This is a genomic window from Exobacillus caeni (assembly GCF_005747095.1).
GTDB lineage: Bacteria > Bacillota > Bacilli > Bacillales > Guptibacillaceae > Exobacillus > Exobacillus caeni.
Genome location: NZ_SWLG01000017.1, coordinates 22,067 through 39,766, shown reverse-complemented (window position 1 = coordinate 39,766; position 17,700 = coordinate 22,067). Strand labels below are relative to the sequence as shown.

General features: G+C 41.0%; 23 protein-coding genes. 12 read left to right on the top strand and 11 right to left on the bottom strand.

Annotated features, from left to right (window positions below; translation table 11 throughout):
• Positions 1–333: 333 nt before the first annotated feature.
• Both FCL54_RS18955 and FCL54_RS18950 read right to left on the bottom strand, forming a co-directional pair.
• Complete coding sequence (locus tag FCL54_RS18955; protein ID WP_138128508.1) at positions 334–756, bottom strand: pyridoxamine 5'-phosphate oxidase family protein; 423 nt, start codon at positions 754–756, stop codon at positions 334–336.
• A 225-nt stretch (positions 757–981) separates the two neighbouring features.
• Positions 982–1,401 carry a hypothetical protein gene (locus FCL54_RS18950; protein WP_138128507.1) on the bottom strand — a complete coding sequence of 140 codons (420 nt, stop codon included), beginning with the start codon at positions 1,399–1,401 and terminating at the stop codon, positions 982–984.
• 141 nt (positions 1,402–1,542) lie between these two features.
• Here FCL54_RS18950 and FCL54_RS18945 point away from each other — a divergent pair, with 141 nt between their 5' ends.
• The 8 genes from FCL54_RS18945 (at position 1,543) to rlmD (ending at position 9,418) form a co-directional block, all read left to right on the top strand.
• On the top strand, positions 1,543–2,913 hold the full coding sequence (locus FCL54_RS18945) for an MATE family efflux transporter (RefSeq protein ID WP_138128506.1): 1,371 nt from the start codon (positions 1,543–1,545) through the stop codon (positions 2,911–2,913).
• Positions 2,914–3,459 carry a short-chain dehydrogenase gene (locus FCL54_RS18940; RefSeq protein ID WP_138128505.1) on the top strand — a complete coding sequence of 182 codons (546 nt, stop codon included), beginning with the start codon at positions 2,914–2,916 and terminating at the stop codon, positions 3,457–3,459.
• Positions 3,460–3,559: 100 nt separating this feature from the next.
• Positions 3,560–4,159, top strand: coding sequence for a YczE/YyaS/YitT family protein (locus FCL54_RS18935; RefSeq protein WP_138128504.1), 600 nt, complete (start codon positions 3,560–3,562; stop codon positions 4,157–4,159).
• Positions 4,160–4,301: 142 nt separating this feature from the next.
• A complete protein-coding gene (locus FCL54_RS18930) occupies positions 4,302–5,135 on the top strand; it encodes a YfkD famly protein (RefSeq protein WP_138128503.1) in 834 nt (277 codons plus the stop codon).
• A 213-nt stretch (positions 5,136–5,348) separates the two neighbouring features.
• Positions 5,349–5,777 (top strand): RDD family protein, encoded by a 429-nt coding sequence (locus FCL54_RS18925; protein ID WP_138128502.1) that lies wholly within the window; start codon positions 5,349–5,351, stop codon positions 5,775–5,777.
• A 418-nt stretch (positions 5,778–6,195) separates the two neighbouring features.
• Entirely contained in the window at positions 6,196–6,996 is an 801-nt protein-coding gene (gene pdaA / locus FCL54_RS18920; RefSeq protein WP_138128501.1) for a delta-lactam-biosynthetic de-N-acetylase, read from the top strand.
• 144 nt (positions 6,997–7,140) lie between these two features.
• The gene (locus FCL54_RS18915) at positions 7,141–8,025 is read left to right on the top strand and encodes a DNA-3-methyladenine glycosylase family protein (RefSeq protein ID WP_138128500.1); all 885 of its coding nucleotides are present in this window, start codon (positions 7,141–7,143) and stop codon (positions 8,023–8,025) included.
• A gap of 4 nt (positions 8,026–8,029) precedes the next feature.
• Positions 8,030–9,418, top strand: a complete 1,389-nt coding sequence (gene rlmD / locus FCL54_RS18910) for a 23S rRNA (uracil(1939)-C(5))-methyltransferase RlmD (RefSeq protein ID WP_138128499.1) — start codon at positions 8,030–8,032, stop codon at positions 9,416–9,418.
• 319 nt (positions 9,419–9,737) lie between these two features.
• Here the strand turns inward: rlmD and FCL54_RS18905 are convergent, their stop codons facing one another.
• The gene (locus FCL54_RS18905; protein WP_138128498.1) at positions 9,738–9,896 is read right to left on the bottom strand and encodes a YfhD family protein; all 159 of its coding nucleotides are present in this window, start codon (positions 9,894–9,896) and stop codon (positions 9,738–9,740) included.
• 95 nt (positions 9,897–9,991) lie between these two features.
• Positions 9,992–10,105: a YfhE family protein gene (locus FCL54_RS18900; protein WP_138128497.1), complete on the bottom strand. Its 114-nt coding sequence runs from the start codon at positions 10,103–10,105 to the stop codon at positions 9,992–9,994.
• 129 nt (positions 10,106–10,234) lie between these two features.
• Between FCL54_RS18900 and FCL54_RS18895 the strand changes: the two genes are divergently transcribed.
• The gene (locus FCL54_RS18895; RefSeq protein ID WP_138128496.1) at positions 10,235–10,444 is read left to right on the top strand and encodes a hypothetical protein; all 210 of its coding nucleotides are present in this window, start codon (positions 10,235–10,237) and stop codon (positions 10,442–10,444) included.
• A gap of 112 nt (positions 10,445–10,556) precedes the next feature.
• Here the strand turns inward: FCL54_RS18895 and FCL54_RS18890 are convergent, their stop codons facing one another.
• The 3 genes from FCL54_RS18890 to FCL54_RS18880 form a co-directional block, all read right to left on the bottom strand.
• Positions 10,557–11,126 carry a GNAT family N-acetyltransferase gene (locus FCL54_RS18890; RefSeq protein ID WP_138128495.1) on the bottom strand — a complete coding sequence of 190 codons (570 nt, stop codon included), beginning with the start codon at positions 11,124–11,126 and terminating at the stop codon, positions 10,557–10,559.
• Positions 11,127–11,348: 222 nt separating this feature from the next.
• The gene (locus tag FCL54_RS18885) at positions 11,349–12,470 is read right to left on the bottom strand and encodes an amidohydrolase (RefSeq protein WP_138128494.1); all 1,122 of its coding nucleotides are present in this window, start codon (positions 12,468–12,470) and stop codon (positions 11,349–11,351) included.
• 205 nt (positions 12,471–12,675) lie between these two features.
• Positions 12,676–13,584: a TIGR01777 family oxidoreductase gene (locus tag FCL54_RS18880; protein ID WP_138128493.1), complete on the bottom strand. Its 909-nt coding sequence runs from the start codon at positions 13,582–13,584 to the stop codon at positions 12,676–12,678.
• A gap of 209 nt (positions 13,585–13,793) precedes the next feature.
• Here FCL54_RS18880 and recX point away from each other — a divergent pair, with 209 nt between their 5' ends.
• Positions 13,794–14,615: a recombination regulator RecX gene (gene recX / locus FCL54_RS18875; protein WP_171016927.1), complete on the top strand. Its 822-nt coding sequence runs from the start codon at positions 13,794–13,796 to the stop codon at positions 14,613–14,615.
• Here the strand turns inward: recX and FCL54_RS18870 are convergent.
• A complete protein-coding gene (locus tag FCL54_RS18870) occupies positions 14,605–15,279 on the bottom strand; it encodes an SDR family NAD(P)-dependent oxidoreductase (RefSeq protein ID WP_138128491.1) in 675 nt (224 codons plus the stop codon). The genes recX and FCL54_RS18870 overlap by 11 nt on opposite strands.
• 147 nt (positions 15,280–15,426) lie before the next feature.
• Here FCL54_RS18870 and FCL54_RS18865 point away from each other — a divergent pair, with 147 nt between their 5' ends.
• The gene (locus FCL54_RS18865) at positions 15,427–15,720 is read left to right on the top strand and encodes a YfhH family protein (RefSeq protein ID WP_138128538.1); all 294 of its coding nucleotides are present in this window, start codon (positions 15,427–15,429) and stop codon (positions 15,718–15,720) included.
• A 37-nt stretch (positions 15,721–15,757) separates the two neighbouring features.
• Here the strand turns inward: FCL54_RS18865 and FCL54_RS18860 are convergent, their stop codons facing one another.
• Complete coding sequence (locus tag FCL54_RS18860) at positions 15,758–15,916, bottom strand: YpzG family protein (protein ID WP_138128490.1); 159 nt, start codon at positions 15,914–15,916, stop codon at positions 15,758–15,760.
• A 27-nt stretch (positions 15,917–15,943) separates the two neighbouring features.
• A complete protein-coding gene (sspK, locus tag FCL54_RS18855; RefSeq protein ID WP_138128489.1) occupies positions 15,944–16,105 on the bottom strand; it encodes a small, acid-soluble spore protein K in 162 nt (53 codons plus the stop codon).
• A 122-nt stretch (positions 16,106–16,227) separates the two neighbouring features.
• Here sspK and FCL54_RS18850 point away from each other — a divergent pair, with 122 nt between their 5' ends.
• Positions 16,228–16,494: a YfhJ family protein gene (locus tag FCL54_RS18850; protein ID WP_138128488.1), complete on the top strand. Its 267-nt coding sequence runs from the start codon at positions 16,228–16,230 to the stop codon at positions 16,492–16,494.
• A 54-nt stretch (positions 16,495–16,548) separates the two neighbouring features.
• On the opposite strand, the gene FCL54_RS18845 is transcribed toward FCL54_RS18850, so the two are convergent.
• Positions 16,549–17,526: a metal-dependent hydrolase gene (locus FCL54_RS18845; protein WP_138128487.1), complete on the bottom strand. Its 978-nt coding sequence runs from the start codon at positions 17,524–17,526 to the stop codon at positions 16,549–16,551.
• Positions 17,527–17,700: the final 174 nt, after the last annotated feature.

The window sequence follows — 17,700 nt, the reverse complement described above, 5'->3', positions numbered from 1 at the left end:
AGGTCATCTGTTCCGTTATTTGTGACAAATGGGCATGTTTTTTTAAAAAAAGGTCATCTGTTCCGCTATTTGCGAGAAAAATGCTCATTTTGATAGGATACAAGGTAAATAGCGGAACAGATGACCTATAAATTCTTAGAAGTAGTGTTTTTAGGCAAATAGAGGACTCAATGACCTATAAAATTCATCCGATAACTTCAGTAACTGCTTCAATTACAAAGGGACTGACACTTTGCTTTTGTGTCAGTCCCTTTGTTTGCTAATCTTTTTATACTGCAAAATGACTGATTGGAACTACTAACCACTCTGGGCTGCTGGTTTCCTCACTGTTAATTAAAGCTCAAGCGTTTGTGGAGTATCTTCTCCTTCGTTCATAAGCCGAATAGCTGTTGGCTTGAGTTCAAGAATAATCAAGCGAGGATCCTCCGGCCCTTCAAACCATTTGCTTAGCTCCTCGTTCCAGACCTTCTCTTTAATTTCTTTAGAATCTCCAATATTTGCTTTTGCTTCAATTTCTAAATACGTATCTCCCCATCCCTGGCCTTCATAGCCAAGTAGAATATGCACGTCATCATTTTTTTTGATGTCGTTCACTTTATGGGTTTTTTCGCTTGTAGCTGTGTACAGGGTTAGGTCGTCATTGAAGAACGTCATGAATCGGGAATAAGGTTTTCCTTCTCGTACAGTGCTTAATGTACCCACCTGATGGTTGTCGATTACTTTTAAGACTTGTTCTTTAAGTTCGGATTGATTCATTTTCAATCTCCTCCTTTTAGCTTTCCTTATACTACTTAGTTTCCTTCAAAGGTGAAAAGATAATCATATAAATGTGTTGAGTTGGTGAATCCCTGGTGTGCCATGTCGTATACATACGACAGTTATACATGTGATACGAACAAATAGATTGTTGGACATCTGCTGTGTCGCTGCAGGTAATGATTTGTGAGACATTAGATGGGGTTATTACTATTAACCCCCGGATTAATAAGGGTCGATTCCGCCGGCTCCGTAAACGCCGTCGATAAAGAGGTTTCGGTAAACAAGTGCGTTTTGCTTTAGTTGTTTGTCGGAGTATATGCCGAATAAATATTGCATGAATAAACCATCGAGTACAGCACCGAGATATGATACGCCTGTTTTAGTATGAAGAAGCGGATATTTTCTGCCCGGGTCGAGCGAAGATATTTTGTCCTGGAGGTAGGAGAAAGAGTCTTTGTACGTAGCCTGAATCGAAGAGAGGTCGTTCTCTTTCTCGTTTACAAGATGTTTTCTGATTTCTTCTTTATGGTCGACGCCAAAGTCTATCGAGTATTCGATAAGCTTTGTAATGAAGGCTGGAACATCATCTTCTTGAATGTCTTTTAGTACATTTTTTATTTCTTTATGAAAAGAAATAGCCATAAAAATACCTCCCTTTGTTTGCTAATTTTATACACTTTTTTAATAAGAATTAAACATCGGGCAAAGCGTTATCGTTGGAATCGAGAGGTTGCTTTGGCTATCATAAAAAGAAACGACAAAAGACAAAAAGAAGGGAAGCGAATGAGTAAGAGTCATGATTTTACAGAAGGCAATATAACAAAGCAGATGATCTGGTTTTCATTGCCGATCTTTTTTGCGAATTTATTGCAATCATCTTTTCAAATTATAGATAGTCTCTGGGTGGGGAATTTACTCGGTTCAGACGCGCTTGCGGCCATTTCTCTTGGAGCGCCGGTTATTTTTACTGTCCTGTCATTCATTATCGGTATAAACAGCGCGACGCTCACCGTTCTATCCCAGAAGAAAGGTGCCGATGATGAAGAAGGGCTAAAGGAGTCATTGAATGCCTTTGTCTTCGTTCTCGGTATATTATCGATTTCTTTTGGGGTTATCGGTTACTTTTTAACAGAGTGGATCTTGAACTTGCTCGGAACGCCTGCTAGCATCATGCCGCTTGCGAAAGAATACTTGCAGATTAGTTTCCTGGGAATCATCTTTTTATTCGGCTATAACTTTATCAGTACGGTGTTAAGAGCGCTTGGCGATAGCAAAACTCCGATTCGGTTCGTTTTTATCGCTGTCGTCCTGAATATCTTTCTTGATCCTCTTTTTATTTCGTATTTTGACTGGGGGATCAAAGGCTCTGCATATGCGACCATTATCTCCCAGGGGATAGCGTTCCTTTATGGGATTGTCCACTCGGTTTGGACTGCAAAGGTGCCTTTTGAAGTTCCCCATCTACCGGAATTTAATTATTTAAAAGCATTATTTAAACTCGGAATTCCAGCTGGCCTTCAAATGATGACTATTTCTGCCGGTGTTACTGCGATTATGGCAGTCGTTGCAACTTTTGGTTCAGAAGTTGTGGCTGGGTTTGGGGCAGCGCAAAGAATAGACCGGATTATTATGCTTCCGGCTTTCACACTTGGGGCTGCTGTAAATAGTATGGCTGGCCAAAATATAGGAACAGTGAAATGGGACCGGGTTTCCCAGATAGCCAAAAATGGGATTATCCTGATTCTCTCTGTTTCTACTTCCATTGGATTAATTATGTTTTTTGCTGCTGATGTATTGATTCGTTTATTTGTGGATGACCCGGAGACGATTGCTTTTGGGGCACTATATCTAAAATCGGTAGCCTTTTTCTATCCGTTTTTAGGGATTAACTTTGTTTTAAACGGAGTTGTGAAAGCAGCAGGAGCGATGTTCCAGGTGCTCGTGTTAAATATTATTTCCTTCTGGATATTACGGGTGCCCTTGACCTATCTTTTTGCCGAGTGGTTCGGAAAAGCCGGCATTGCATTCGGGATTGGGGTAAGCTTTATCATTTCAAGCATTGTTGCAGTACTTTATTATCGCCTGGGTAAATGGCGGGAGATCAAAATCTTTGATGAAGAAAAAACCCCAGGCCAAAAGAGAGGGGAAGTGTGATTGAAAAAGCATGCACTTGTCGTTGGCGGAACCGGAATGCTCGCTTCTGTCGCAGGCTGGTTGAAGGAACAGGGTTATCATGTGAGTGTTGTTGCTCGTACAGAGGCTTCATTACAGCGGCTTGAAGAAACTTATGGCCGGCAACATCTTGTAACCATACAGGTAGACTATCATAACAGTGAAGCCTTGTGCGCAAGAATTAAAGACGCCATTAAAGAACATGGGCCGATCTCAAAAGTTGTTTGCTGGATCCACTCTTCTGCTCCTGAAGCACTTCAGAATGTTGCTGAGGAAGTGGGAGCATACGGTGAAGAGTGGGATTTGTTTCATGTGAATGGAAGTGCAGGCTATATGAATCGGGACAAAATAAAGGTACCTTCCAATTGTAAGTATCATCAGGTACTCCTGGGATTCGTGTTAGAGGACGGCAGATCCCGCTGGCTCACGAATAAGGAAATTGCCGATGGGGTTATAGAGGCTTTTTGTACAGAAAAAGACTCGTTCATTGTTGGAACCCTCGAGCCCTGGGAGAAGCGTCCGCAATAGTCCACTGGAGTTTATTGGATCTCTCTGGTAGAATGTTGCAGGGGCATGAAGGCCGATTGTGGTACTTTTGCCGGCAGAGTCTGTTAGGAAGGGATTATCTATGAACAGTTATATGAAAAGGTTAGCTTATTATTTAAGCGGTTTGTTTATCCTAACGTTAGGAATATCTTTATCGATAAAATCAGACCTTGGAGCTGGTGCCTGGGATGCTCTGAATGTAGGGCTATCCAATACGGTCGGTTTTACAGTCGGTACATGGGTCATCGTTGTAGGTATTGTATTGATCGTTGTCAATGCTATCTTAACAAAGTCAAAACCTGATTTTTTGGCACTTATTACAATTTTTATAACAGGGGTTTTTATCGACTTCTGGTTACTGCAGGTAATGGATGATCTTGTCGGACAAACCGTACTTTTGGAATATGTCATCTTATTGGGCGGAATGGTCTTTATGGGATTTGGAATCTCGCTTTATATGCAGGGGAAACTTGCGATTATTCCTATCGATGGATTAATGATGGCGATTCGTAACAGAACAGGATTAAACTTAATGGTTTCTAAAACGATCGGAGAGCTGACTGCGCTTGTAGCAGCATTGATTTTTGAAGGGCCGATAGGAATTGGAACAGTTCTTATTACTTTTGGAATCGGTCCGCTGGTGCAATTTTTCTATCCAAAAATAGAACGTTATACACAGTGAAGAGAGGAAGTCAAAAAGCCCTCTCTTTTTTTATGTTTCAATTCTTTGGATAAATCTCCTTTAAGCAGAAAATGATAAGCCTAACAGCAAAATTATAATAGGTCTATTATGGTGAACTTTATAAAAAAAGGAGAGTATGGTGATGAATAAATTCATACTGATGCTTACTGTCGCACTACTCATGTTTACTCCTATCCAGAGCTTAGCTTCGGAGGGTAAAGAGAAAAAACAAGCACCAAAAACGGAGCAAAAAGCCCCGGAGAAAAAAGCGGAGCCAGTAAAAATACCGAACTCAGCAGTAAATATCTCTAAGGAAAACACATATCCCAACCCTGCTCAAAACCTTCCGACACTGCAGCCGAGCGAATTAACAAAAGAATTGATCGAAAGCTCAGGAATAGAAATTGAAAATCCTGATTTAATCGCCAAATTAAATGAATCAAACATTTCACCTTCAAAGCTTGCGATAGGTTACCGTGCAAGCATCTATCTTGGAAAATGGCCGCTGAGCTACGAATCAAACGAAACAAGTGTTAACTGGGAGTATCAACAAGCAAATCAAAACAAAGCAGACAACAGAGGCGGGAAAGCCCCGGTTCAAATGCGATATAGCCAGGAACAAGAAAAGAAAATTACTGGAGGCTTAACAGCAAAAGTTCCTGAAAGTGAAGCGGTTAAGAAAATGATGATGGTCGAAGCCTCTGAGAAAACTCAGCTTTCCCTTTCATTTCAGACGATCATCGGAAGAGGGACAAAGAAAAGCCATGTGTATAATGTAGCTCCAAAGCATTATGCAGTTTTAACAAGCTATGTACCGGCTGTTAATGAAAAAGGAAAAGTAACTTACGGCGAAGTTTATTTGAACTTACGCGGAAGCAGAAAATCCCTGGAAGTGAAAAACATAACACAGCAGGGAATAGGTGCATGGATTCCAGTACAGGACTATATAACCCATCAGTTTAACACGATGCAATAGAAGCCCGGCACCAACATGGTGCTGGCTTTTATTATTAGGCACTTTAAGCAAGCGTAGTTGAATTTTATTCAGCTCTGCTCTTCCGGACGATGGAGGATTTGCGCCATGAAACATTTTCTTCCCTTTTAGTAGATACTTCTAAAAAGTATAAGCAACTATGAGCAGTCATACATATATAAATACGAATAGAGAAAAGGGAAAAGAGGGGTAGAAATGAATGTGGAAAGGCCGGCCGGATTCTGGATTCGTCTTGCAGCATTGATTTTGGATGGATTAATTATTGGGGTTCCACTCAGCATCATAGGATACATGTTTACAGGAGATGTGCAGACATCTAACGATAACTGGGTAATCAATCTTATTTCGTTGCTTTATACATTACTTGTCCCTGTGTTCTGGTATGGATATACAGTTGGTAAGCGGGTCTGTGGCATTAGGATTGTAAAAACTTCAGGAGAAAACGTTGGACTTGGCTCAATGCTTCTTCGTTATATCGTAGGTTATCTTGTCTACGTATTCACGCTTGGAATTGGTATTCTCGTCAGCGCTATCATGGTCGGTGTTCGGAAAGATAAACGTGCCATACATGATTTTATCGGCGGCACTTATGTGACTTATCAAAAACCGGGGGAGAAGGGATGAGATTTCGTCCCTTTTTTTATTGGCGTAAAAGAACTTTTTTAGTAGAAGTCTATGAAAGATAAGGGCAATTTCGCTTTCATTTTACCTTAAAGGATTGCTGGCGAGTTTTCTTTACAAAAAAGCCGAACAGAGGTCTTAAACAAACGCTTGATTGAACAGGGATAAATCTCTTGACCGCTATTGATTAGATGGATTCAAACAAACGTTTGATTAACAAATTTATGAAGTAGAATTTGAAGCGAACCTTTGAAATGTAAGTGGATTAATCAAACGTTTGATTAAGACGGTGAAAACATGACAACCACGCAAGTTTGGCAGCATTTAAACAAACGTTTGATTGAGCTGGAAAACGATTCCGCGTATTGTTTGTTCCTGCTATAAAAAACTAAGAACAACTAACAAACAAAGGAGAAAAGACATGAAAACTTTTTTGTCATTTATACTTGTTCTTAGCAGTTTAATGCTATCGTTCAATATAGCGGAAGCCTCTTCAAGCAATAGGCAGCATGATTGGTATTTTAAACGTTCGAAAAACCATCAACCGGCAACAACAGAGCCTGAATTTTTGGACATGCTTACGAAAAACGGGGGGATGTTCATCGGGAATACCGATAAAAAGGAGCTTTATCTTACCTTTGATAACGGTTATGAAAACGGCTATACAGCAGAAATCCTGGATGTTCTAAAAGAGAAAAAGGTCCCCGCCACTTTTTTTGTAACAGGACATTACTTAAGAGATCAACCTGATCTTGTCAGGCGGATGGTTAAAGAAGGGCATATCGTTGGAAACCATTCATGGAGCCACCCGAACATGACCCAGAAGAGTGACGAGAAAATAAGAGAAGAACTTGAAAAAGTTAAAGAAGAATTTACAATGATCACCGGAAAAAAAGAAATGATCTATTTAAGGCCGCCAAGAGGCATATTCAGCGAAAGGACTCTTGAAGTTTCCAACAAGGCAGGTTACGTTAATGTGTTCTGGTCACTTGCTTATAAAGACTGGGTGACAAACGAACAAAAAGGCTGGAAGTATGCCTACGATAATATTATGAGGCAGGTGCATCCGGGTTCCATTATGCTGCTTCACACTGTTTCTAAAGACAACGCAAAAGCGATGGGGAAAGTGATCGATGACCTTCGGAAACAGGGATACACTTTTAAATCACTGGATGATATCCTGGTTCAGCGCGCTATCCCGAAAGCTATTTATTCCCTATAAACTTATCCACAGAACTGCGGGGGTCAGACCCCCGCAGTTTATTTTTAAGAGCCATCTTTTTATGCCGACTTTATGGTAAGAGTAGGAATGTTTGTTCCCTTAGTGATATAATAGGGGATAGATTGACAAAAAGGTGGGAATAGCATGTGGTCAGAGAAGATAGCGCCGAAAGCCCCGTATGATTTTAGGAGAGCATTACAACGCCTGGCTTTTGACCCGATTCAGGTTATCGACCTTGAGCGTTTAGAGATAATGGTCCCGCTATATATTAGGAACAATCCAGTAGTAGCCTCGGTCAAAAGCATCGGAACAGTGGAAGAGCCTGTTATGTTGGTTACCTGTAAGGAAGACCGTTTCAAAAAAGAAACAATAAACAGGGTCATCGATCTCTTTCATTTCGATGTCTCACTGGCAGAGGTATATGAGCATTTCAAGGGTTCCGAATTGGAAAGGCTGGTGGAACAGTTTTATGGCATTCCAGTTGTTCGAGATTTTAGCGTATACAATTGTCTTGCAAAATGTATTATCCACCAACAATTAAACTTGAAGTTTGCCTTCACATTAACAGAACGCTTTGTGAAAAGCTTTGGATATGAAAAGGAAGGAGTTTGGTTTTATCCATCTCCGGAAACGGTCAGTGAGCTTTCTTATGAACAGTTGCGTGAAATGCAGTTCAGCCAGCGTAAAGCAGAGTACCTTATCGATACTTCGAGGCTGATCGATAGCGGTGAACTCAGGTTAGAAGAATTTGATAAGATGGAAAACCAGGCGATTTTTGATAAACTCGTTAAGATACGCGGCATCGGGCCGTGGACTGCAGAGAGCATATTGTTGTTCGGATTAGGGCGGGAAAATGTTTTTCCGGTTGGCGATGTCGGCCTGCAAAATGCGATTAAGCATCTATACGGACGATCTGAAAAGCCAAAAGCAGATGAAGTGCGGAAAATGGCCCGAAACTGGGAACCTTATGCGAGCTACGCAGCTTTATATTTGTGGGAAAGCCTGGGTAACCAGGTTGTAAGGAGTTGATCGATTGAGTAAGAAACAATCAAGCGCGGTAAAGCTGAGTGAAGGGCAAACGATCCCGATCACTGTTAAACGGATAGGCATAAACGGTGAGGGTGTAGGCTTCTTTAAAAAGACGGTTGTTTTTATCGAAGGAGCTTTGCCAGGGGAAGAAGTGGTCGCACAGGTGACAAAGGTTTTCCCAAACCGTGCTGAAGCCAAAATAAAAAGGATAAGAAAGAGGTCATCTGACAGGATCAAACCACCATGTCCGGTATATGACCAATGCGGAGGCTGCCAGCTTCAACATATGAAATATGAAAGCCAGCTCAAGGCAAAGAGAGATATTGTCCTGCAGGCGTTTGAAAGGCATACAAAGTTAGGGGAAAAAGAGTTGCCTTTACAGCCTACAATCGGAATGGAAGATCCGTGGGGATATCGAAACAAGAGCCAACTGCAGGTTGCCAAACAAAAGGAACAGGTTATCGCCGGCCTGTATGGACTGAACTCCCATCGATTGATCGATATCTCTGAATGTATGGTTCAGCATCCTTCGACGAACCGGGTTACGCAAACCGTAAAAAAAGTGTTAGAGGACTTAAATATCTCCATCTATAATGAGCGGAAGAGAAAAGGGATTGTGAGGACGATTGTTACCCGTGTTGGATTTGAGTCAGGTGAAATCCAAATCGTTCTTATTACAACTCAGCAAGATATTCCAAGAAAACAGCTGCTGGTTGAAGAAATCCAAAAGCGACTTCCTGAAGTTGTATCCATTATGCAAAATGTAAATGGCAAAAAGACTTCTCTTATTTTCGGAGAGAAAACACTGCAGCTTGCCGGAAAAGAAGTGATACAGGAAACGCTTGGCGATCTTTCGTTCGAGCTTTCTGCCAGAGCATTTTTTCAATTAAATCCTAAACAAACGGTAAAACTTTATGATGAAGTGAAAGATGCAGCGAAGCTTTCCGGAACTGAAAGAGTCATCGATGCATACTGCGGAGTTGGAACGATCGGGCTCTGGCTGGCTGAAAGTGCGGCAGAAGTAAGAGGGATGGACGTTATAAAAGAGTCGATTGTTAACGCTCGAAAAAACGCGAAACAGCATGGTTACCACAACATGAAATATGAAGTTGGAAAAGCGGAAGAATGGGTGCCGAAATGGGTGAAAGAAGGCTGGAAGCCGGATGTAATCGTCGTAGATCCTCCGAGGACTGGTTGTGACAATATCTTGTTAGAGACGATGATAAAAGCGAAACCCAAGCGAATCGTTTATGTATCATGTAATCCTTCCACACTTGCAAAAGATGTTTCCGTTTTAATGAAAAAAGGGTTTACCGTTGAAAAGCTGCAGCCTGTGGATATGTTTCCACAAACGAGTCATGTTGAAGTGGTGTGTTCACTGGTTTTGAAATAATGTTTTAAAGTCTGTAAGTAGGGAAAAAGCATATAGGTTTGCTTTCTAAAAGTTGTCAACACTATTCACAGCCTTATCCACAGAAAAATCCTTTAAAACAAAGAAAAAAACAAAGATATCAACAATATCCACAGAATATCCATCGGTTATCCACAAAAAATTATCCAGAAGGAAAAATGTTGATTTATAAAAGCATTCACAGCTTTATCAACATTATCCACAATTTGTGGATAATTATTTTTCCACAATAAAAAAAAGACTGACTGTAAGGAGAAGTTTCAAATAGGGAAACTTCCTTGAAAGTCAGTCTTTTATTATGCTATCTTTCCTGGCGCTGGTCAGCAGCTTCAGCGCGTTGTTTTGCTTCTACATCATCGGCGTCAGCCATTTCCTGAGAGTACTCTACATCTTCATTATGTGCAGATCGGATCGGCGTATTGTTTCTCTCGTACATATTTTGCTTTTTTCGTTTTGCCATCAACGACAGCTCCTTTTAATCTAATGTGAGAGTTTCTCTCGTTATTAGGATGGCTTAACAGGAGATAAGGTATGTGGGTAAAAGAAGGAAGCGTCCTACCTTTGTCCTGCTCTGTCTGCTACTTTAAACTCGTGTCCAAACAAGACTTCCTGGTTCTTATTTAAAACTTTTCTTCCGTTTTTATCTCGATTTCTATTTTTCTTTTCCATAAGGATCCCTCACTTTTTTTAGTCTCACTTCTAATTTTTTCCTAAAACAAAAAAGATATACACATCAGAAATTACTGCCGGGTATAGTTTTTCCTTTATTGTTGACCTTAAAAGCAAGGGGGAATCCATATGAGAAAAAATGAAGTGATTTATAATGGAGAGCTCACCGGAACAATCGGGGAAAAGAATGGTTTTACAGATGCTAAAAACCAATTTGCCTCAAAGGAACAATTCATTGAAGAGTTTGGAGAAGAATTTGCACCAATACAGCAAACCTGGAGAGTAAACCCTGCAGACGAAGAAGACTATAAAGGAACGCTTGGTTATAAAGATGCTTAATGGGGTCTGACCCCATTAAAAATGTGGATAACTTGTATAATGATAAGCATCTTCAGGATTTTTTCCGCACAAAAAAGCTCCGGTTTTCCGGAGCTTTTATATTTAATGGATTTTAAGCTTCTTTTAGATGGGCTTCTTCGATAATTTCTTCGTGGTTGTGTGTTTGTCTTAGTGTGTGGAGCATGTAGTTGTCTTTTTCAATCTGATATAAATTATAAATATCGCCATTTGCGTTAAGCTGATCGTAGACATCTTTTCTTGTTTCGTTCGCAAGTGTTACATACGGAATTTTTTCAGCTGCTTTTTGAGAGCGGATGTTTTCTTTTCGAATCCGCATAAACACAGTCTGAATGTCTTGTTCAAAAAACAACTCGTCAAAGAAAGCTTCCTTTGCTACCCTGTTATAGCCTTTGCCGTGATATGGTTTTCCGATCCAGGTTCCAAGGAATCCGGCGTTGTTGTTTATGTCGAACAGGTTGATCGTGCCGATAGGATTTCCCCATTCATCTGTAACGGTTCTAGAAATCAGCTCTTTGCGTTCTTCTGCTTCGATCGTTTGTTTTGTTAAAAATAAAAACTCATCATAAGAATATGCCTTTTGGCGAACAAAAGGAAAGACAGATGGATCCACCATCAAATCATATAGCACGTGGCTCTCGGACAGGTCTCTTTTCTTAATCATTACATATCCCTCCTGCCGAGGGCAGATTCGTTCCATCCACCCTCGAATAATAAAAGTAAAAATAAGCTTTTTTATTATTCGGGGTGGGAATCGAACCCACTAGAACCAGTGTTGCTGACTGGTGGCGCACCAATTGCCTTCCCTAGTTTGTTTGTGTTTTCATATTGAATTCACTGAGAGTATCATAAATCATTTTATGTTAAAAAGAAATAGGTTTTTTGTTTATTTTTTGTGAATAATTTTTCCATCGATCATAGTGATTATCGGTTTAGCTAGATAATGAAAAGGATGGTGGGACCATAGCACGATATCTGCGTCTTTTCCAACCTCCAGGCTGCCGATTCTATCTTCCACGCCAAGGCTTCTTGCAGGGTTAATCGTAATAGCTTCAATAGCTCTATCTTCCTGTAACCCTTCCCGGACAGCGATGGCTGCTGCAATATTTAAGTACTGTATCGGTACATAAGGGTGATCGGTAGTGATGGAGACTTCGATGCCATTTTCATTCAACACACGGTACGTATCCCATGTTTTGTTCTTTAGCTCAATTTTAGAGCGGCGAGTCATCGTGGGGCCAACAGTAACTTTTAGATTACGGCCTCTTAATTCTTCAGCGATCAGGTGCCCTTCCGTACAATGCTCAATCCTTAAATCAAGATTGAACTCATCTGCTAAACGGACCGCAGATAAAATATCATCTGCTCGATGGGCATGGACTCTAACTGGTATCATTTTGTTGAGAGCTGCAATGAGAGGCGCGACACGAGGGTCATCAGGATGCTTACTTCGGCTTGCATGAAAAAAAGCTTCGCGAAGAAGGCCCATTATTCCCATTCTTGTAATAGAATCATTGTTCGACTGGCTGTGGACCCGCTTTGGATTTTCTCCGAGTGCGATTTTTAAACCGGCCTGCTGGCGAATCATCATTTTATTAATATTATTACCGTATGTTTTCAAAACAGAAGTCGTACCGCCAATTATGTTGGCACTTCCGGGTAAAACCTGGATAGCAGTAACACCATGTCTGTATGCATCTTTAAAAGCGATATCCAGAGGATGGACGCCGTCAAGGGCACGTACGTGAGGGGTGAGTGCTTCTACTGTTTCGTTTGCATCGCTCCCGGCCCAGCCTGTTCCTTCATCATAAAGGCCAACGTGTGTATGGGCATCGATGAAACCTGGGAAAAGAGGCATTCTTGCGCAATGGATAACTTCCATTTCCGGTTTTTCTTGAATGTGCCTAGAGATTTTCTTGATTTTGCCATCCTTTACTAAAAGATCGGCAACCTCAAGCATTGGACTTGAAACGGGATAAATAGTTGCATTCTTAAATAAAATTTCCATTTCTTCTCCTGCCAATTTAACATTGTAACACGCCATGGATGTGTAAATTCTTATATTAATTGAAAACATTATATATAAATTCGAGCCAAAAAGCTATACGGTAGACATGCTTCTTTGTCGACAAATTTTTTAATTAGTTTCATACAAATAAAAACTTTTTTAATTTCAGGAAATCCACAAAAGAGAGAGTTGTCCGAACTCTCTCTCAGCTTCCAAGCAGGTTTTCCAAAGCTTCTTTTGCGTGCGAAAATTTAAAGGGAAAGCCGTTCTCCTTTGCCTTTAACGGTAGAACGCATTGGCCTTCGAGCACGAGAACACTCATCTCACCCAGAGCAAGTTTTAAAGCGACAGAAGGTGCGGGCAGCCAGTGGGGGCGTCCAAGTACATCAGCAAGCGTTTTACCGAAATCCTTCATTCTTTTTGGTTCAGGGGCAGTTACGTTTAAAGGGCCGGTAATTGCTTCGTTCTCCATGGCAAATCGTATCATTCCGACTACATCATCGATATGCACCCAGGAATACCATTGCATACCATCCCCTAAGGGCCCCCCTGCAAAAAGCTTGTAAGGAATCACCAGTCGAGGGAGTGCCCCATCTTCCTTTCCGAGGATTAAACCGAACCGGCAATAAACGGTTCTGACACCGAGAGCCTGTGCTTTTCCTGCTTCTTTTTCCCATTGTTGAACAACACGTGCAAGAAAGTCATCGCCCCTGTTATCACTGTCTTCCGTAAAAGAACGGCTCTTCGATGTTCCGTAACAACCGATGGCCGAGGCATTGACAAGGACTTCGGGTTTTTTCTCAAGATTGCTGATGATAGAGACCACTTCACGGGTAGCGTCGATTCTGCTGTTTAGAATGCGTTGTTTTCGTTCTGAAGTCCATCTGCCGCTATTAATTGGCTCTCCTGCAAGGTTTACAAACGCATCCAGACCCTCTAATGCTTTTTCTGGCGTGTGATGGCCATTTAGCCATTCAACATAAGTAACTCCTTTCCGAGGTGTCTTTCCTTTGCTGTTTCTCGTTAAAATAATAACCTCATGCCCTTCATCTCGTAATGAATCAGTGAGTGCACTACCAACAAAACCTGATCCTCCAGTAATAGCGACTTTCATCAAACTACCTCCTCTGGCCGTTATAAAATCACGGCGATTTTGGACATCCGTTACCACTCATATTTCACGAAAAAAATGACTGTTCCTATTGGGGAGTTTTCTTAAAGTATACTCTACCCCCGGACAAAAACCTTCAATCGAATGTGCAGTTCGGATAGAACATTCCCGTACCTTTCCTGTGATAAAATAATAATGAGGTGAACGCTGTGTTGACCATAACAAGGATAGAAAGACAAAAACGCAATGATGAGCGCTACAATATTTTTATAGAAAAGAAGCATAACAAAGGCGATGAATTTGGCTTTAGTGTAGACCAGGATGTCCTTATCTCTTACGGATTAAAAAAAGGAATGCAGATCGATAGCAAATTGATGGAAAAGATCGCGTTTGACGATATGGTCAAAAAAGGGTTGAACCAGTCGCTTCGTTTCCTTTCATATCGAATGCGATCCCAAAAAGAAATTATCGACTATCTAAAGACTAAGGAAATATCAGACAATGCGATTGCTATGATACTGGACAAGCTTTCAAGCTACGGGTATACCGATGATCTGGAATTTGGAAAAACGTTTGTAAAAAGCAGGATGAATGCTTCTTCAAAGGGGCCTACTGTTATTGCGAAAGAGCTTTTTGAAAAAGGCCTTGATCGTAAAAAAATAGATAAGAGCCTGGAAGAATTCGATGAAGAAACACAACTGGAGAACGCCAGGTCCTTCGCCTTGAAAAACGCCAAAAAACATAAGAGGAGCTCTTCAAAAGAAATACGCCAAAAAGTAAGCCAGAACCTGGCATCTAAAGGGTTTTCATGGGAGATAATCGAAAATGTTTTTGATGAAGTTTCCCTTGAAAAAGACGAAGAGGAACAGTGGGATGCCATCCTTTATCAAGGGAAAAAGGCACATAGAAAGTACAAAAAATACGATGGATATGAATATAAGCAGCGGATGAAGCAGTATTTGTACCGAAAAGGATTTTCGATAAGCCTCATTGACAGGTTGCTTGAAGAGGGAAGAGAAGAACTTAACGATTAATAAAGATTTCTTCTCTTCCATCAAGCTGTTCGATAATTTCAGAGGCCACCTCTTCGGGAGATTTGAGTCTCGACCTATCGGAGATATGTGTGCTGTCTTCCCAAAATGGTGTGTCCATTCCTCCCATATACACAGCGGTAGCCGTAACACCACTTCCTTCAAGCTCTTTCCAGAGGCTTTCTGTAAATCCTCTGACCGCATATTTACTCGCTACGTACACTGATTCGTTCACTTTCCCTTTTTGGCCAGCGGTAGAAATAATATTAATGATAGAACTTTTCTTCTGCTTCTTTAAGTAGGGAAGGAAGGCCTGTGTCATATAAATAGTCCCTTTTATGTTCGTATCGACCATTTGATCAATTTCCTGTACGCTAATCGTTTCAAGAGGGCCAAAAAACCCAAGGCCAGCGTTGTTGATGAGCATATCGACTTTGTTCTCTGCCTGCAAAATACTCTGTAATACTGAATTAACAGCTTCCGGGTTTCTGATATCACAGATTAAGGAAGTGGCAACGCCATGCTGTTCCTCGACTTCCTTTTGTGTCCGGTCCAGAAATTGATGGTTTCGGCCAAGTAAAAAAATATGGATGTCCTTTCCGGCCAGCTGTTTTGAAAGCTCTTTTCCAAGACCGGAACCTCCGCCGGTTACAACAATTGTTTTCATGTCGAAAAACCTCACTTTCTTGTCGATTGTATGTAAGAATTTTGTACCCTTTGCCAAAATACTTTATACTTAAATTAAAGCATTTTTAGAAACATTTTCTAAACACACAACTTGGGGGGAGCCCTTTTGCAAATAAGATACAGCCAGATGACTGAACAGCAGCTCAGAAAAGAGATTGCTGAATTGAACGAGAAAGCTAAAAAAGCAGAACAAATGGGAATGGTAAATGAACTTGCAGTGTATGAAAGAAAGATTGCCCTTGCTAAATCGTATTTAATAAACCCTGATGATTTTAAAAAGGGAGAAAGCTATGAGATCGATGGTGATCCTGGTTCGAATTTTGAAATCGACTATATGAATGGCGTTTTTGCCTGGGGCTATCGCAATGAAAATACAGAGCTTGAAGCATTTCCTATTTCTTTGCTTGTTAAGAAAGCATAAAGGAGCAGCATTTGCTGCTCCTGGTAAAGAATACTGTTTAGTTTCGTTTTTTCGCCTGTACTTCTAGTACGATATCGTTATACGTTTGCTTTGTTTCACCGTTAGCCTGATTATAAGCATGTTTTGGATTTGCTCGTGGAGATTGAAACGGGTCACTATATAAAGCATTTAAATACTCACGGATATTTTTTCCCAAAACAAGCACCTCCAGCTTTTTTCAGGGTTACTTGTGGCGAAATTGGGCCTGGTTAGACTTGAACATGCGCTCCTGCGGGTGTGTATTTGTCGTACCGTCGGGCCTCTTAGAAGCAAATTCTTCTTTTGCGCGAGGTTCTCCAGAGAAGGAAATTTGATTTGGAAACCCGCTGTCTTTGTTACGGACCATCGGTAATTCCCCCTTTTTATCAAGCGGTACAGTCTTAGTATGTGTTAGGGCTTATACTGGTATGTAGAATCCTCTGTCCATTTACAGAAAATAATTGGAGCACCAGGAAAGGAGAGGTTTGTATGGATGATGTATTTGAAAAGCTGACTTTTTCCCTGTTGGAAAAAAACGATCAACTGTCCTATGCACAGGCGCGGACAATGATCGAACTATTATGGGAAGACTTTGAAACGACCCGGGCAAAGGCCGGCCATGAATACCGCGGCCCGGAAGTTACTGAGAAGATTGTAAAGCAATGGATTGAAAATTACGGGCCGATGCTTCACGAATTTATTTCTCGGAGCACCAAGTACCATGATATTATCGGAGACGACAACATTCAGCATTAAAAAAATTCAAAAGAGGTTGACTCATAAGGGTCTTGAGTCAACCTCTTTTCCATTTTATTCGGTTGCAAGATCTAATTTTTTTCTTAGCGTGTCCTCACTGTACACCCAGCCTGTGTAGGAACTGATGATCTCGAAGCCCTCCAGTTGAACGACTGCCACAAAAGGGTAATGCCCCTTGCTTCGATAACGCAGGTCGATAAAACGGACTTCATATCCTTCTTCGGTCTCTTCTACCTCCCACCTGTAAACAGGGGAAAAAGAAAGGAATGCTGAAAGGTTAGGGTCTTCTTTTGCAGTTTCAATAACAGGTGTTTTAGGCACAGGTGCCCTGTCGTATTCATCATGGATGATAATATTCTTATTTTCGGCCTTTGCTACGTAAAATTGCGTGGGTGTTTTGATGGCAAGGTGCCATTTTCCCCACCTGATCGTTGGTGATACAATGATTTCAGTAGCATCAGGTATAATTTTTTTTACTTCTTTTATAACGTTTTGTTGAGCATTGATACGCAATAAATAGTATATGATCAGAATCCCGTATATCGTTAAAAATGTATATCCAGGATGAAAGCCTGTATACCAGAAGATAAAGCCGATCAAATGGCTGATGAAGATGAACGGATCAAAGATGTTAATAACACCTAGTGCGATCCACCTTCTTGTAAAAGGCCTCAATGCCTGGGTTCCATATGCGTTGAATATATCGACAAACACATGCAAAAAAACGGCTAGAAATGTCCAGAGCCATAAATGGAGCCAATTTGCCCCCGGTGTAAAAAGAAGTATGGCCCAGCTGATCAACAATGGCCAGATGAGGACAGCAGGTATGGAATGGGTTATCCCTCTATGATGCCGAATATAAACTGCGTTGTTTTTCAACTTGAGTACTGTATCGAAATCAGGAGCCTGTGATCCGATGAGGGCACCGACCAGTATGCTTTGTGCGGTGATCGGGTCCTGTGCGACAACTGGGTCTAAGGTTGCTAGTGCTCCAATTCCTAGACCCATTACAACATGAGTCCCTGTATCCATTCTGCTCGTTTCCTCCTTAGAGTGGTTGATGATTTGCAGAAGAACGTTTTGTTATTAGTTATACCCAATTTAAAACAAGTCAAAAAGTTGGATTGTACAAAGGAAGGTTTTTCAAAAATCTAAAGTTGGACGATTGCCGGGGTTGTTAGTTTTCTTCTTATTACTATTTTATCA

Excerpts from the sequence above, each read along its gene's own strand:
- FCL54_RS18915 (WP_138128500.1), top strand. The coding sequence starts at position 7,141 with ATGTGGTCAGAGAAGATAGCGCCGAAAGCCCCGTATGATTTTAGGAGA.
- FCL54_RS18935 (WP_138128504.1), top strand. The coding sequence starts at position 3,560 with ATGAACAGTTATATGAAAAGGTTAGCTTATTATTTAAGCGGTTTGTTT.
- FCL54_RS18945 (WP_138128506.1), top strand. The coding sequence starts at position 1,543 with ATGAGTAAGAGTCATGATTTTACAGAAGGCAATATAACAAAGCAGATG.
- FCL54_RS18950 (WP_138128507.1), bottom strand. The coding sequence starts at position 1,401 with ATGGCTATTTCTTTTCATAAAGAAATAAAAAATGTACTAAAAGACATT.
- FCL54_RS18955 (WP_138128508.1), bottom strand. The coding sequence starts at position 756 with ATGAATCAATCCGAACTTAAAGAACAAGTCTTAAAAGTAATCGACAAC.
- FCL54_RS18880 (WP_138128493.1), bottom strand. The coding sequence starts at position 13,584 with ATGAAAGTCGCTATTACTGGAGGATCAGGTTTTGTTGGTAGTGCACTC.
- FCL54_RS18905 (WP_138128498.1), bottom strand. The coding sequence starts at position 9,896 with ATGGCAAAACGAAAAAAGCAAAATATGTACGAGAGAAACAATACGCCG.
- FCL54_RS18900 (WP_138128497.1), bottom strand. The coding sequence starts at position 10,105 with ATGGAAAAGAAAAATAGAAATCGAGATAAAAACGGAAGAAAAGTTTTA.
- pdaA (WP_138128501.1), top strand. The coding sequence starts at position 6,196 with ATGAAAACTTTTTTGTCATTTATACTTGTTCTTAGCAGTTTAATGCTA.
- sspK (WP_138128489.1), bottom strand. The coding sequence starts at position 16,105 with ATGGTCCGTAACAAAGACAGCGGGTTTCCAAATCAAATTTCCTTCTCT.
- FCL54_RS18890 (WP_138128495.1), bottom strand. The coding sequence starts at position 11,126 with ATGATTAAGAAAAGAGACCTGTCCGAGAGCCACGTGCTATATGATTTG.
- FCL54_RS18850 (WP_138128488.1), top strand. The coding sequence starts at position 16,228 with ATGGATGATGTATTTGAAAAGCTGACTTTTTCCCTGTTGGAAAAAAAC.
- FCL54_RS18930 (WP_138128503.1), top strand. The coding sequence starts at position 4,302 with ATGAATAAATTCATACTGATGCTTACTGTCGCACTACTCATGTTTACT.
- FCL54_RS18865 (WP_138128538.1), top strand. The coding sequence starts at position 15,427 with ATGACTGAACAGCAGCTCAGAAAAGAGATTGCTGAATTGAACGAGAAA.
- FCL54_RS18845 (WP_138128487.1), bottom strand. The coding sequence starts at position 17,526 with ATGGATACAGGGACTCATGTTGTAATGGGTCTAGGAATTGGAGCACTA.
- FCL54_RS18870 (WP_138128491.1), bottom strand. The coding sequence starts at position 15,279 with ATGAAAACAATTGTTGTAACCGGCGGAGGTTCCGGTCTTGGAAAAGAG.
- FCL54_RS18895 (WP_138128496.1), top strand. The coding sequence starts at position 10,235 with ATGAGAAAAAATGAAGTGATTTATAATGGAGAGCTCACCGGAACAATC.
- FCL54_RS18925 (WP_138128502.1), top strand. The coding sequence starts at position 5,349 with ATGAATGTGGAAAGGCCGGCCGGATTCTGGATTCGTCTTGCAGCATTG.
- FCL54_RS18885 (WP_138128494.1), bottom strand. The coding sequence starts at position 12,470 with ATGGAAATTTTATTTAAGAATGCAACTATTTATCCCGTTTCAAGTCCA.